This window comes from Thalassolituus sp. ST750PaO-4, assembly GCF_020320405.1.
GTDB classification, from domain to species: Bacteria; Pseudomonadota; Gammaproteobacteria; order Pseudomonadales; family Oceanobacteraceae; genus Venatoribacter; species Venatoribacter alkanivorans.
The window spans coordinates 631,648-645,867 of the sequence record NZ_JABVCB010000013.1 but is presented as its reverse complement, the minus strand read 5'-3'; the positions used below and the strand labels follow the sequence as shown (position 1 = coordinate 645,867).

The 14,220-nt window shown below is 53.7% G+C and carries 14 protein-coding genes; 6 read left to right on the top strand and 8 right to left on the bottom strand.

The window, feature by feature from the left end; translation table 11 throughout:
• Window positions 1–64: 64 nt before the first annotated feature.
• The gene (gap, locus tag HUF18_RS18410) at window positions 65–1,060 is read right to left on the bottom strand and encodes a type I glyceraldehyde-3-phosphate dehydrogenase (RefSeq protein ID WP_145466021.1); all 996 of its coding nucleotides are present in this window, start codon (window positions 1,058–1,060) and stop codon (window positions 65–67) included.
• A 650-nt stretch (window positions 1,061–1,710) separates the two neighbouring features.
• Here gap and mqo point away from each other — a divergent pair.
• Window positions 1,711–3,189 carry a malate dehydrogenase (quinone) gene (mqo, locus tag HUF18_RS18405; protein ID WP_225693316.1) on the top strand — a complete coding sequence of 493 codons (1,479 nt, stop codon included), beginning with the start codon at window positions 1,711–1,713 and terminating at the stop codon, window positions 3,187–3,189.
• 84 nt (window positions 3,190–3,273) lie between these two features.
• Here mqo and HUF18_RS18400 read toward each other — a convergent pair whose 3' ends face one another.
• On the bottom strand, window positions 3,274–3,879 hold the full coding sequence (locus HUF18_RS18400) for an outer membrane beta-barrel protein (RefSeq protein WP_225693314.1): 606 nt from the start codon (window positions 3,877–3,879) through the stop codon (window positions 3,274–3,276).
• A 198-nt stretch (window positions 3,880–4,077) separates the two neighbouring features.
• On the opposite strand from HUF18_RS18400, the gene HUF18_RS18395 reads away from it, so the two are divergent.
• Window positions 4,078–4,623: an NADPH-dependent FMN reductase gene (locus HUF18_RS18395; RefSeq protein WP_225693312.1), complete on the top strand. Its 546-nt coding sequence runs from the start codon at window positions 4,078–4,080 to the stop codon at window positions 4,621–4,623.
• 124 nt (window positions 4,624–4,747) lie between these two features.
• Here HUF18_RS18395 and HUF18_RS18390 read toward each other — a convergent pair whose 3' ends face one another.
• From HUF18_RS18390 to HUF18_RS18380, 3 genes are read right to left on the bottom strand one after another with little or no spacing between them, the layout of a single operon-like run.
• Window positions 4,748–6,049 carry a sodium ion-translocating decarboxylase subunit beta gene (locus HUF18_RS18390; RefSeq protein WP_225693310.1) on the bottom strand — a complete coding sequence of 434 codons (1,302 nt, stop codon included), beginning with the start codon at window positions 6,047–6,049 and terminating at the stop codon, window positions 4,748–4,750.
• 9 nt (window positions 6,050–6,058) lie between these two features.
• The gene (gene oadA / locus HUF18_RS18385) at window positions 6,059–7,831 is read right to left on the bottom strand and encodes a sodium-extruding oxaloacetate decarboxylase subunit alpha (RefSeq protein ID WP_225693308.1); all 1,773 of its coding nucleotides are present in this window, start codon (window positions 7,829–7,831) and stop codon (window positions 6,059–6,061) included.
• A 60-nt stretch (window positions 7,832–7,891) separates the two neighbouring features.
• Entirely contained in the window at window positions 7,892–8,137 is a 246-nt protein-coding gene (locus HUF18_RS18380; protein WP_145466031.1) for an OadG family protein, read from the bottom strand.
• 295 nt (window positions 8,138–8,432) lie between these two features.
• On the opposite strand from HUF18_RS18380, the gene HUF18_RS18375 reads away from it, so the two are divergent.
• A complete protein-coding gene (locus HUF18_RS18375; protein WP_225693307.1) occupies window positions 8,433–9,482 on the top strand; it encodes a tRNA dihydrouridine synthase in 1,050 nt (349 codons plus the stop codon).
• Between the two features lie 33 nt (window positions 9,483–9,515).
• Window positions 9,516–9,923, top strand: a complete 408-nt coding sequence (locus HUF18_RS18370) for a GFA family protein (RefSeq protein ID WP_225693305.1) — start codon at window positions 9,516–9,518, stop codon at window positions 9,921–9,923.
• A 305-nt stretch (window positions 9,924–10,228) separates the two neighbouring features.
• Here HUF18_RS18370 and HUF18_RS18365 read toward each other — a convergent pair whose 3' ends face one another.
• The 3 genes from HUF18_RS18365 to HUF18_RS18355 form a co-directional block, all read right to left on the bottom strand.
• Complete coding sequence (locus HUF18_RS18365; protein ID WP_225693303.1) at window positions 10,229–10,504, bottom strand: hypothetical protein; 276 nt, start codon at window positions 10,502–10,504, stop codon at window positions 10,229–10,231.
• Between the two features lie 107 nt (window positions 10,505–10,611).
• Window positions 10,612–11,322, bottom strand: a complete 711-nt coding sequence (locus HUF18_RS18360; protein WP_225693302.1) for a spondin domain-containing protein — start codon at window positions 11,320–11,322, stop codon at window positions 10,612–10,614.
• 673 nt (window positions 11,323–11,995) lie between these two features.
• On the bottom strand, window positions 11,996–12,355 hold the full coding sequence (locus tag HUF18_RS18355) for a hypothetical protein (RefSeq protein ID WP_225693301.1): 360 nt from the start codon (window positions 12,353–12,355) through the stop codon (window positions 11,996–11,998).
• A 507-nt stretch (window positions 12,356–12,862) separates the two neighbouring features.
• On the opposite strand from HUF18_RS18355, the gene HUF18_RS18350 reads away from it, so the two are divergent.
• Window positions 12,863–13,234 carry a TIR domain-containing protein gene (locus HUF18_RS18350; protein ID WP_225693300.1) on the top strand — a complete coding sequence of 124 codons (372 nt, stop codon included), beginning with the start codon at window positions 12,863–12,865 and terminating at the stop codon, window positions 13,232–13,234.
• Window positions 13,234–14,220 (top strand): caspase family protein, encoded by a 987-nt coding sequence (locus HUF18_RS18345; protein ID WP_225693299.1) that lies wholly within the window; start codon window positions 13,234–13,236, stop codon window positions 14,218–14,220. The genes HUF18_RS18350 and HUF18_RS18345 overlap by 1 nt, the downstream gene beginning before the upstream one ends.

Genomic DNA, 14,220 nt, shown 5'->3' with positions numbered 1-14,220 from the left:
GCAAGTTACGCCAGCGGCGATTACGGGCCTGCACAGGCCAGAAACCGCCGCGGCAGCGGATAACTCAGGCGCGGCTCATCGCCAGTGCGGTATCCAGCATACGGTGGGCAAAGCCCCATTCATTGTCGTACCAGGCCATTACATGCAGCAGATGGCCCTGTGCATGGGTATGGTTGGCATCAAAGATGGAGGACGCCGGATTGCCGTTAAAGTCGACCGACACCAGCGCACGGTCGTTATAATCCAGTACGCTGCTGGCCGCTGCGGCAGCGCGCATCACCGCGTTCACTTCATCGCGCGACGGCGTGTCGTGTACGCGCAGCACCAGATCCACCAGCGACACATTAGCGGTCGGCACGCGCACCGCCATACCGGCAATTTTGCCATCCAGCCCCGGCAGTACCAGACCAATGGCTTTGGCCGCACCGGTACGGGTTGGGATCATCGACAATGCAGCCGCACGCGCACGATACAGATCATCATGCCCCAGATCGAGCAGGTGCTGATCGTTGGTGTAGGCATGGATGGTGGTCATGCTGCCTTCTTCAATGCCGAACTGCTCGTGCAGTACCCGCGCCACCGGCGCCAGGCAGTTGGTGGTGCAGGAAGCGTTGGAAACAATGCGGTCGCTGGCCTGCAGCACGTTATCGTTAACGCCGAACACCACCGTGGCATCGACATCTTCCGCCGGCGCTGAAATCAGCACTTTGCCGGCACCGGCATCCAGATGCGCCATGGATTTCACCGCACTGGTCATACGCCCTGAGCATTCCAGCACGATGTCGATATCCAGCTCGCCCCAAGGCAGCTTCAGCGGTTCGGCTTCGCGCAGCAGAATAATGGCGTCGTCCCCCAGCGCCAGCAGGCCGTCTTCGAGACGGATACCGGCATTAAAATGACCATGCACTGAGTCGAACTCCAGCAGGTGCGCACAGGTTTCGGCATCGCCCAGATCGTTGATCGCCACCACCTGTATCTGCTCGCGGAAACCCGACTGATACAGCGCCCGTAAAACATTGCGGCCAATACGGCCAAACCCGTTAATTGCTATCCGCAGCATAGTGACTCCGCACTGATGTATGTTCTGTCAGTGTAGTTGCTGCGGCGTAAATGCCCGCTTGATCTGGCACAAAAGAACAACCTGTTGCAGGATCAATGGTTTGACCATGCAGGCCGTTTCCGGTATTTTTCGCGGCCTTAAACGTCGCTGTGTTTGTGGTAAGACCGAGGTCTTCCGGAAACTGACATTCCTGCTGAAACACCTTGCCCTATGCGGCAACCAATCTGTTTCAGCCAGTCAGCGGAAGCCGGCCCCGGCACAGCCACTCCTTACCCCGCCATCCGTTGTTCTGCCGCCCGCTTCTCCGGCGGTGACCGTCATACCCAGCTATGGCCGGATTGGTAATTGATTTTGTGCATGACGATGCCTGCTACCAGTGCTCAGCCAGTACGGAAAGTCACGGGATAAACCCGCGCAGCGCTTGAAAGTTAGCGCCCCGGCGACTGGAATATACATTAGTAGTAGCTGTCTCATTAGCGGTTGTAAGCCGTTAGGGCGCTGTGTATAAAGCGTCGATTTATCCTTCCCCGCTGCCCCGGCCACAAGTCCCGGCAGAGTTCAGGCCATAAGGCTATCAGCCGATGCCCATGGGGACGCCAGTTGTCTGGCATGCACGCAGATTTTGATTTTCTGATTTAAAGGCGAAATCCATGACTATACAAAAGGTCGATGTGCTCCTCGTCGGAGGCGGGGTCATGAGTGCTACTCTGGGAACCCTGCTTACCAAGCTGGACCCATCACTCAAAATCACCATGGTCGAACGTCTGGACCATGTGGCTCACGAAAGTACCGACGGCTGGAACAACGCCGGTACCGGTCACGCAGGTTACTGCGAACTCAACTACACCGCCGAAGATGCTCAGGGCAACGTTGCCATTGACCGCGCGCTGGTAATCAACGCCAACTTCGAAGTGTCGCTGCAGCTGTGGGCACACATGGTGGAAAACGGCGTATTGCCGGAACCTACCCAGTTCATCAACCCGACACCGCATATGAGCTTTGTCTGGGGCGAAGACAACGTTGCTTTCCTGCGTCAGCGTCATGCCAAAATGAGCGCTCACCATCTGTTTAAAGAGATGGAATACAGCGAAGACCCGGCGGTTCTGCGTGAGTGGATGCCACTGGTGATGGACGGACGCGATCCGGCCGAAAAAGTGGCGGCTACCCGTGTGCTGCACGGTGCCGATGTCGACTTCGGCTCACTGACCCGCAATCTGGTAAAACGCCTGCAGGAAAAAGAAAGCTTCACCCTGCTGCTGAACCATGAAGTGGATGATTTTGACCATTCCCACGACGGCAGCTGGTTTGTCCGCGTTAATGACCGCAAGAGCGGCAAAGCTTCAACAATTAATGCCAAATTCGTCTTCCTCGGTGCCGGCGGCGGCGCTCTGCCACTGCTGCAGGCTTCTGGTATTGACGAAGCCAACGGCTATGGCGGCTTCCCGGTTTCCGGCCAGTGGCTGGTGTGTAAAGACCCGGCCATCGTCAGCCAGCACCACGCCAAAGTGTATGGTAAAGCCGCTATCGGTGCGCCCCCGATGTCGGTACCGCATCTGGATACCCGCATCATCAATGGCGAGCCTGCCCTGCTGTTCGGACCTTATGCCGGTTTTACCACCAAGTTCCTGAAAGCAGGCTCCAAGCTCGACCTGCTGAAATCGGTCAGCATCAGCAACCTGTTGCCGATGATGTCGGTTGGCATTAACAACATGGATCTGACCAAATACCTGATCAGCGAAGTGATGCAATCACACGAAGATCGCGTAGCAACCCTGCGTGGTTACTTCCCGAGCTGCAAAGATGAAGACTGGACCCTGGCCGAAGCCGGTCAGCGTGTACAGGTCATCAAGAAAGATGCAGAAGGCCGCGGCAAACTGGAATTCGGCACCGAACTGGTCGCCGCCAAAGACGGCAGCTTAGCCGCTCTGCTAGGTGCTTCTCCGGGGGCATCGGTATCGGTACAGGCGATGATCGAAGTACTGGAACGCTGCTTTAAAGACAAAATGCAGAGTGAGTGGAAAGCCCGGTTAAAAGAGATTATTCCGTCCTATGGCGAAGATCTGAAAACCAACGAAGGCCTGCTTAACAGCATCCGCGAACATACGCTAAGCACGCTGAAGCTGAAGTAATTTCAGCTTCAGCCAGCAGGAATAAAAAACGGCGTCTGTGCAAACACAGACGCCGTTTTTTTATTGCGACATGGCTTTAAATAATCAGAATTTAAAGGCAACACCCGCGCTCAGTAAGTTATAGGCATAACTCATCTGAATCGTTTCTGTTCTGCCAAAGCCACTGAATTCAATTTCCTGCCAGGCAATAGCCTGGCGCTGCAGAGAAACATCCAGTTCAACGTTATCGGCAACATCGATTTTTGCACCCACGGCCATCTGGAACGAAATACCTGACATATCATCGCCTTCCAGATTGCTGCCATTCAGAATGGTGGCATCCTGCAGGTTATATAAGCCGAACCCCAGCCCCCAGTACGGCTGAACCTGCTCTTCACCATATACAAACTGCCAGTCAAAGCGGAATCCGGTTGCATCTTCCGAAGTGTTACTCGAATCCAGATCAAAGCTGATGCTGTCATACGAGAAAATAAAACGGTTATTGCGTACTGAACGATGACCGATAAACAGGTTAAGAGCGCCAACATCGATATCTTCTGACAGTGTTACATCAGCATTTTCAAGTTCCGCTTCGGCCTTGCCGGACACGCTGGTTGATAAGCCGATACCGGCAAAATAACCGGCTTCGGCAGCACCCGCCTGACAGGCCAGTAACAGCAGAGGGACAGCAGCATAACGAACATAAGACATGTGTTTATCCTTAATATAAAAACTCCAGTCGCCTGCTTTGCGCAGGCGGCGGGAAACATACAGCGCATTGATTTTTAAGACAATGGCCTGAGACGAAAAGCGCAAGAATCGTTCGGCATTATTTTCTGTTAAGCAATCTCTGTCTGACTCAGGCATAAGCTCCGATATACTGTCGGCACCAGAACAAGGAGTTATCTGATGCATACTATTCAGCTGCTGGCGCTGTGTGGCAGCCTGCGCCGGCAATCGTATAACCGCGCTGTGATTGAAGCCTTACAACAACTGGCACCGACGCATATTCAGATTGTTAGCGCCGACATGATGGCTGATTTACCGCTGTTTAATCCCGACCTTGAAGACAGCGGCATTGCAGCTGTGGATGCTTTTAAACAGGCAACGGCACAAGCCGATGGTTTTATTATTGCCAGCCCCGAGTACGCCCACGGCATCAGCGGCGTATTAAAAAACGCACTCGACTGGCTGGTCAGTGGCCCTGAATTTGTCGATATGCCGGTGATGCTGGTGAATACCTCGCCACGCGCTTCCCACGCACAGGCAGCCCTGCGTGAAGTCATTACCACGATGTCGGGTCATCTGGCTGAGGAGGCCTGTCTGGCCGTGCCATTACTGGGCAGCGACCTAGACAGCAGCGGCATTGTTGCCCGGCCGGATCTGGCCGAACGTCTGCGCAATGCACTGCAGGCGTTTTATCTGAGCATTGGCACCCGCACGGCAACGGTATAAATACCCGTTAAACCCGTTCATAAAAAAACAGGCATAAAAAACAGGCATAAAAAAAACGGCATCTGTGTAGCACAGACGCCGTTTTTTATTGGCTGCATATGGCGGGCAAAGCCCGCAATAATGCTTAGCCGAAGTAGGAAATCATCACCCCGGCAGCCACCGCCGAACCGATAACACCAGCCACGTTCGGGCCCATTGCGTGCATCAGCAGGAAGTTCTGCGGGTTGGATTCCAGACCCACTTTATTGGATACGCGGGCCGCCATCGGCACTGCCGATACACCAGCAGAACCAATCAGCGGGTTGATCGGTTCTTTGCTCAGCTTGTTCATCAGTTTTGCCATCAGAACACCGGCTGCAGTACCCACACAGAAAGCCACCAGACCCAGCGCAATAATGGCCAGCGTGCTGCCATTCAGGAAGGCGTCGGCACTCATTTTGTAACCAACAGACAGACCGAGGAAGATGGTCACAATGTTGATCAGCGCGTTTTGCGAAGTATCGCTCAGACGCTCAACCACACCGGATTCTTTCATCAGGTTACCGAAGCAGAACATACCCAGCAGCGGTGCTGCAGAAGGCAGCAACAGTGCCACCAGAACCAGTACCGCAATCGGGAAGATAATCTTCTCGGCTTTGCTCACAGTACGCAGCTGGCTCATGGCAATCTTACGCTCGCTCTCTGAAGTCAGCGCCCGCATGATTGGTGGCTGAATCAGCGGCACCAGTGCCATGTAAGAGTACGCCGCAACCGCAATTGCACCCAGCAGTTCAGGCGCCAGCTTCGAAGCAATAAAGATCGAGGTCGGGCCGTCAGCACCACCGATGATGCCAATCGCCGCCGCCTGCTGCATGGTGAAGTCCATCAGGCCGATATCGGTCATCCACACGGCACCGAACAGCGTACCGAAAATACCAAACTGTGCGGCAGCGCCGAGCAGCAGGGTTTTAGGGTTGGCCAGTAACGGACCGAAGTCAGTCATCGCGCCCACACCCATAAAGATCAGCAGCGGTGCAACACCACTGGCAATAGTGACCTTATAGAAGGTGTACAGCATGCCGTGTTCAAAACCGGCCGCCGCGCCCATGCTCAGCGCTTTGTTGTATTCGGCCACACCAGCGTGGTGATAAGCCTCCAGCATCGCGCCGATGTCGGCATTTGCCGCCAGGCCAAACAGCTCGCGGAATTGCGCCAGCAGCGCCGCATCACCACCACGGATAGCGGCTTCGGCTGCAGACCAGCCCATACCCGCACCCGGAATGTTTACCATCAGCGTACCAACGGCAATCGGCAGCAGCAGCAAAGGCTCAAAGCCTTTCTTAATGGCCAGGAATAACATAACGAAGCCAACCAGCATCATAATGACCTGGCCCAGCTCGATATGATAAAGCCCTGTATCGTGCCACAGGTTAATCAGACTATGCATGACAGCTCCTTACCCGATTGTGTACAGAGTGTCGCCCACTTTGACAGCGCTGCCTTCTTTAGCGCTTACGCTGCCAATGGTGCCTGCCTTCGGTGCACGGATTTCGGTTTCCATTTTCATGGCTTCAAGGATGATCACCAGATCACCTTCAGCAACCTGATCACCAGGCTGAACCATCACTTTGAAAATGTTACCCGCCAGTGGAGAACCCACCGGATCACCGCCACCGGCTGCAACCGGAGCAGCACCAGCGGCTGGTGCAGCACCACCCAGTGAAGTTGGTGCGCCGTTAACAGCCGCCAGCTGAGTTACATCGCCGCCCTCATCGACTTTAACAACGTATTCGTTGCCATCGACGGTGATGGTGAAGGTATCTTCAGCGTCGCCTTTCGGAGCCGGTTCAAAGGCATCCGGGTTGCCACGGTTGGCCAGGAACTTAGGCGCAACCTGCGGGAACATAGCGAAGGTCAGGGCGTCGTCGATCTTGTCGGCAGCCAGCTTGAAGCCTTTTTCGGCCGCCAGTTTTTCAACGTCGGCAATCACTTTGTCCAGCTCGTTTTCGAGCAGGTCTGCCGGACGGCAGGTAATCACTTCAGCGCCATCCAGAACACGGGCCTGCAGTTCGGCGTTCATTGGCGCAGGGGCTGCACCGTATTCGCCTTTCAGGATGCCCTGGGTTTCTTTCGAGATAGACTTATAACGCTCACCGCTCAGTACGTTCAGCACCGCCTGGGTACCCACGATCTGAGAGGTAGGAGTAACCAGTGGGATAAAGCCCAGATCTTCACGCACACGCGGGATCTCTTTCAGTACTTCATCAAACTTGTCAGAAGCACCCTGCTCGCGCAGCTGGTTTTCCATGTTAGTCAGCATACCGCCAGGAACCTGAGCCACCAGAATGCGGCTGTCGGTGCCTTTCAGGGCGCCTTCAAACTTGGCGTACTTCTTACGTACGTTACGGAAGTAAGCAGCAATTTCTTCCAGCAGCAGCAGATCCAGACCTGTATCGCGCTCGGTACCTGCCAGTGCAGCCACCACAGACTCAGTGGCGGTGTGGCCGTAAGTCATGGACATAGAAGAAATAGCGGTATCCACACGGTCAATACCGGCTTCTACAGCTTTCAGAATGGTCATATCCGACAGACCAGCGGTCGCGTGAGCGTGCAGCTGAACTTCAAGGTCGGTTTGTGCTTTTAAGCGGGAAACCAGTTCAAAAGCAGCATAAGGGGTCAGCACACCGGCCATATCTTTAATGGCGATAGAGTCTGCGCCCATATCTTCGATCTGCTTGGCCAGGCTTACCCAGGCTTCCAGTGTATGTACCGGACTGGTGGTGTAAGACAGAGTGGCCTGCGCGTGTTTACCCTGTTTTTTAACCGCTTTTAACGCGGTTTCCAGGTTGCGCGGATCGTTCATCGCGTCGAACACGCGGAATACATCAACACCATTGGTGGCAGCGCGTTCAACAAATTTTTCAACCACGTCATCGGCGTAGTGGCGGTAGCCCAGCAGATTCTGACCACGCAGCAGCATCTGGTGCTTGGTGTTCGGCATGGCTTTTTTGAATTCGCGGATACGGTCCCACGGATCTTCACCGAGGAAACGAATGCAGGAGTCGAACGTAGCGCCGCCCCAGGATTCGAGAGACCAGTAACCAACCTGATCAAGTTTTGCAGCGATTGGCAGCATGTCATCAATGCGCATGCGGGTAGCCAGAATGGACTGATGGGCGTCGCGCAGAACGACGTCGGTAATTCCTAAAGCTTTCTTAGAATCGGACATGGGTGATGGCCTTTTCTTCCGTTAACGTTGTAAACGTTTGGGTTGTTATTATATCGCTCGCTACTTTTGGCGCGCGCGATGCTCTTTTACCGCTGCTGACAGTACTTTCAGCAATTGCGGGTCCACACCCTGAGGCTTGGCGGCACGCACGGGGGCGGCGACAACTTCCTGCTCAGGCGCGAGTTTATTTACCAGCTTGGACATGAATCCGGTTACGAACACCAGCATCGTCAGGAAGACGAATACCACGCCCATACCGAAAATCATCAGCTCCAAACCCTGTGATACGAGACTAGGCTCTGACATCAGGGGCTCCTTTGAATGATTGGTTCTGTGCTCCCCACCCGCCACACGGCTACAAAATCACCTTCCGGGCTGGGCGGCAAAACCGACGTAGATTACTGAAAAGGCTATACCAGCGCAACCAGATCCCCCCCAATCCTGACCCGCGTCAGGTATTGCAGCCCTCCAGACTTAAGCCCAGATCTGGTGCAGCCTGAGCTGACCATCCGGTCAGAAAATAATCTGCCGCAAGGCCCCACGCTGGAGCTGCCACAGCGCCACCGCTATAATGCCGGCCCGATCACCAAGACCCGCCGCCATGTTTACAGGCCAACTGCCTTTCAGCACCCACGCAGACCGTCCTTATATTGCCCTCGCACCGATGGAAGGGCTGATGGATCACCACCTGCGCGACCTGTTAACCCGCGTCGGCGGCATCGACCACTGCGTGACCGAATTTATCCGTGTTACCCAGCAGGTCTACCCGGCCAAAGTGTTCCGCCGTTATTGCCCGGAACTGCTCAATGGCGGCAAAACTCCCGCCGGCACACCGGTGCATGTGCAGTTATTAGGCTCCGATCCGGAATTAATGGCCGCCAACGCACGCAAAGCGGCGATGCTCGGTGCCCCGGCCATCGACCTGAATTTTGGCTGCCCGGCCAAAACCGTGAATAAAAGCCAGGGCGGTGCCGTACTGCTGCAATACCCGGATTTACTCGCGCGCATTACCAGCGCCGTACGCGCGGCCGTGCCCGCGCATATTCCGGTCAGCGCGAAAATGCGCCTCGGTTTTGCCGATAAAGAACTGGCGCTGGACAACGCCCGTGCCCTGGCCTCCGGCGGCATACAGTGGCTGACCGTTCACGCCCGCACCAAAACCGAAGGCTATAAACCACCGGCCTACTGGGACTGGATTGCCCGGATAAAAGAAACAACCGACATCCCGGTGATTGCCAATGGTGAGATCTGGACGCCACAGCAGGCGCGTCAGTGCATGGCCGAAAGCCACTCCGACCTGATTATGATTGGCCGTGGTTTAGTCGCCGTGCCCGATTTAGCGCTGCAGATTAAAGCCGACCACGGTTTACTTGCGCACAGTGCCCACCACTGGCAGCAGCATCTGGAGATGATGCAGGCATTAATACCCTGCCTCGCGCACCTGCCGGAAAAAGCCCAGACCGACCGCTTAAAACAGTGGCTGCATTATTTCTCACTGCAATCGCTCGAAATCCGCGCCGTGTTTGAGAAGGTAAAACGCCAGCGCAGCCTGCAGGACTTTTTTAACAGCCTGGCCGAAACCAGCGCCGACGTTGCCGCTAATCCACCAAACGCCTCCGACTACAAGGCTTACCAGCACCAAGGATTCTGATAGTCTGGTCAGCAGCTATTAAGGAGGATAACCATGACCACATCGTATAAAGGCTCCTGCCTTTGCGGCGCCGTGCAATTTACCGTAAACGGCGACTTCCAGAGTTTTTTCCTGTGCCACTGCCAGCACTGCCAGAAAGACACCGGCTCGGCCCATGCCGCCAACCTGTTCTCCACCAGTGCCACATTGAACTGGGAGCGCGGCGCAGAACAGGTAAAGGTGTTTAACCTGCCCGACAGCCGCCATTGCAAAAGTTTTTGCCGCGAATGTGGCTCTGCCCTGCCCACCCAGCAGATGGACGGCCAGTTACTGGTGGTGCCCGCCGGCAGTCTGGATAACAGCCTGAGCATGCGCCCCAATGCGCATTTATTTATGGCGAGTAAGGCCGACTGGGATCACGATTTAGAGGATGTGGCCAAACTGGATGGTTTGCCGGGGTGATGGGCAGCCTTACCGATACGACTGAGTAGGAACGGGCAATGCCCGAGAGGCTGCAGAAACAGCTTTCTGTTGTGGAAGCGGCTTTCAGATGTGGGAGCGGCTTTCAGCCGCGATACTCGGCTCGCTACTGTGCTCTGCGTAGTAGTGCCTGCCGCTTCGTTGGTTCTGAAAATAATTGTGCTCTGAGTTGTAGCCGCTGCGCGGGCTGGCTTTTTCTATTAATTCAAAGCCAATGCGGGGCAAGCCCCTGCGCCCCAATCCGGGGAACTTCTCCCCGGGCCCCTGCTTTGCGCTTTGTTGCCCGTTTATCCTTGCTCACTCGGTTTTTCTGACCACGCGCCCGTGCAGAGACTCCAGGCATCCTGCCTTTCGCCCTTCGGGCCAGCCTGCGGCTGTTCAATTTTGTTCCGGACAAAATGGTCCCAGTCGCTGCGCGCTCGCCGGGCATCCATGCCCGGCGAATCAGAAAAACCATCGTTCGCTGCGGCGGGCCACGTGCGCAGAAATTCAGACGCAACGCCGGATTTAAAAACAAACTCCGAATGGTAGGAGCGGATCTTATCCGCGACCTGAATCAGCAAGTACGTTTTTATTAAGACGCAAAGCGGTTTCTCAGAATAAATATTTCACTTATGAAAAACCGCTTCCCTTTATGCGTATGTAAATAAATACGGCAACAACGCTGTTATTACTCTCGCTGCAACTGCATGGTCGCGACATATAAACCGCTGCTACGGTGTACGCCGTTATTAAAATCGGTATCGCTGACATCACTGCTTAACAGGCGGATAATGCCGTCGCCACCGTCACTGTCGGCACTGGTAAAAGCAACACCAAGATCGGTGCTGGCATCGTACAGCGCCAGATTAAATGTCGCCGACTCCAGCCATTCGCCGCCCTCGCGCAGATTCACATCACGCAGGCCGACAAACCAATCCGGGCTCGGTGCGATCATACTGATAATCGACAACAGCGGAAATTGCTCGCTGGCACGGAAGCGCAGCACGGTTTCGCCCGGACTGCCCACACCACCACCAGCCAGCAGAATATTCTGCACATAGCCCTGGGTTTTACGCTCCTGTAACTCAGCCCGGAACAGCGAAGTACCACCGGTTTCCGCAACCTGCTCAATACCTGCGGTTGATTGCTGATCCAGCGGTCGCCAGATCACCGTTTGCTCATTATGAGTGGCGCCGACCAAAGGCGAAAAATGCGGATTGGATGGAAAGCCCTGTGGAAAATCCTCTGCATTCCACAATGTGGTAAAGGTCAGTTTGTACTGCACCTCACCCTGACCCTGCGGGTCATTATCTGAAGAGTCAGAGTCGTTACCGCCACAGCCCGACAGAGCCAATGCCAGGAGTGCTGCAGAAAATGAAGTCGTGAGAAAGCGGTTCATAGCGTTATCCTTTTTTTGAGATAACCCGGTAGTCGTGTGGAGGGGAGGTTTCTTACAGAGCACAGCTCACTACTACGCTCTGCGTAGTAGTGCCTGCCGCTTTGTTGGTTCTGGAAAGAATTGCGCTCTGAGTTGCAGCCGCTGCGCGGGCTGGTGTTTGGGCTGCCGCCCGGCCCTGTGATTTTTTCTGTTCGCGATAAAGCCGGGACCTGTGGGAGCGGCTTTCAGCCGCGATAGCTGGTTTGTTTTGCAGCCGCTGCGTGGACTGATTTTTGTGCGGCCCGCTACTACGCTCTGAGTTGTAGCCGCTGCGCGGGCTGGCTTTTTAGGCTGCCGCCCGGCCCTATGACCTCTTTGAGGGGTCTTACCCCTCACGCCGGTCGGGCAAACTCCCCGCTTCGCGCTGTGCAGGACTTCTTCCGCTCTGAATAATCCTGCGGTCGCGGTAGCGCGAATAATGGGCCGTCCATGGCCCTATTCGCTCGCCCGGCATCCATGCCGGGGCGTACCGGCGCAGCATTATTCAAACCGGCGTCCTGCAGGCGCACAAACCATCAATCACGCAAGGCCTTATATAAAAGCAAACGCCCAACTGTGGGAGCGGATTTTATCCGCGATACCGTGAACTGCAGACGCAAAAACTCAGACGCAACGCCGTATATAAAACAAACGCCTAGTTGTAGGAACGGGCCATGCCCATGCCCGCGAGACTGCAGGAACAGCTATCTGTCGTGGGAGCGGCTTTCAGCCGCGATACCGTGAACTGCAGACGCAGAAATTCAAACGCAACGCCGGATATAACAACAGACACCGCACTGCAGGAGCGGATCTTATCCGCGACAACAGATGAACATAAGTTCAGGCTGAAATGCCGATAGGTAGGGTGGGCACTGCCCACCAGACAACCGCTTTCATTATCAGGAAGAGCCAAAGCAATACCTGTCGCCATTTGCCACTTGTAACCAAATTTATCAACTAATTGAATCCACTTCCCAAATTCAGTACTCTCAAACCATCGCAGGGATGCCGCCATATCGTACGAACACACCGTCCGGACATACGTCCTCCCCGCTTACAACCCCGAATGATAAAACCACGCTATTCCTGACCCGCGCTTATAAGGACGGGCGGCAGCGTGTTTGGAATACAAGCAGACCTGAGCGATTTTCACTGCCGAAAAGCACTGAACATCACCAGAGAAAACAATGTACAAACAACCAGTATATTTTACTGTTTGCGGAAACTGATGCGCGTTTACGCTCCGGCAGCAAAACGCGCATGCGCGGATTGACACCTTCGGTCCAGAAAGAGGGCAAGAAAATCAATCACTTAGGATTCTGCGAAAAGTGATAACGCGCAAAATGTAAAGAACGGTTCAGGGTAAAAGCGCGCATGCGCATTTATATCCTAACAAGAAAGAAAATAACGATGATTTTTACAGCCCGGACAATAGGTTAGGCTGGAAATCTGAATAAGGGCTTAGGTGTGTTAATGAGCATGCCTACGAATAAACTGTTATGCAAAAAAAGGAAACTGAACTATGGCAAGTAAGAAAACTATCTTTGTAGCTTTTGCAATCGAAGACGAAAAAATTAGGAATATGATAAAGGGTCAATCCCTGAATACGGACTCTCCTTTCGAGTATATAGATATGTCTGTTAAAGAGGCATACGACGAAGAATGGAAGAAAAAAGTACGAACACGGATACTCCGGTCTGATGGTGTGCTAGCAATTGTTAGCAAAAACTCATTAACCTCTACCGGTCAGAAGTGGGAAATTAAGTGCGCCAAAGACGAGAAAGTGAAAATTCGAGGAATTTGGGCATACAAAGATGATCGTACCAACATCGAAGGTTTGAATACGATGGTTTGGACATGGGACAACATTGCTAACTGGATTGATAGCCTCTAATGCGCAAAGCTCTGATTGTAGGAATTGATTATTACGCAAACGTTAGTCCACTTTTTGGCTGCGTTAACGACTCATTTGCTGTCAAAGCTATGCTGGAACGACATGCGGACGGTTCAGTAAATTTTGGAGTCAAGCATCTCGTTTCGACGGGCCCCAGCGACACATGTGATCGCGATGAACTACGTAGTTCAATTCAGGAATTGTTTTCCGGTGATGGTGAAGTTGCAGTTTTGTATTTTGCTGGCCATGGGCATATTGAGGCTACAGGTGGATACCTTTGTTCTTCTGATGTAAAAACTGGAAATGATGGTGTTCCGTTAGCAGAGATAATGGTTATGGCAAACCAGTCTAGAATACAGAATAGGGTAATCGTTCTAGACAGTTGTCATAGCGGAGTCGCCGGAGGAAGTGCTTTACAGCAAAAAGTGGCAGAGATAAGTGATGGTGTGACGATTCTAACCGCATCAACAGCTGAACAATATGCAACAGAAGAAAACGGTGCCGGTGTTTTCACTAGCCTTCTGGTTGATGCATTAGGAGGTGCAGCCGGAAACCTTGTTGGTGATGTAACACCAGGCGGCGTCTACGCACATGTTGATCAGTCTCTTGGCCCATGGGCTCAACGACCGGTTTTCAAAACTAATGTAAACCGTTTTGTGTCTTTGCGAAAAGTCCAGCCCCCATTGGCAATTACTGAGCTTCGCCGTATTTCTGAATTTTTCCCCTCATCAGGCTTCCAGTTTAAACTTGATCCAACATATGAGCCAGAACGCCACGAATCATGGGAAAAAAATCCTCAAGGCATTCCAGCTCCAGATCCAGAGCACAATGCAATTTTTGAGATATTACAGAAGTACAATCGCGTTGGTTTGGTTGTTCCAGAAGGTGCACCACATATGTGGCACGCAGCCATGGAAAGTAAAAGCGTTCGCCTTACTGTGCTTGGGGAGCATTACCGGAGCTTAGCTCATAAAGGGCTTATCTAA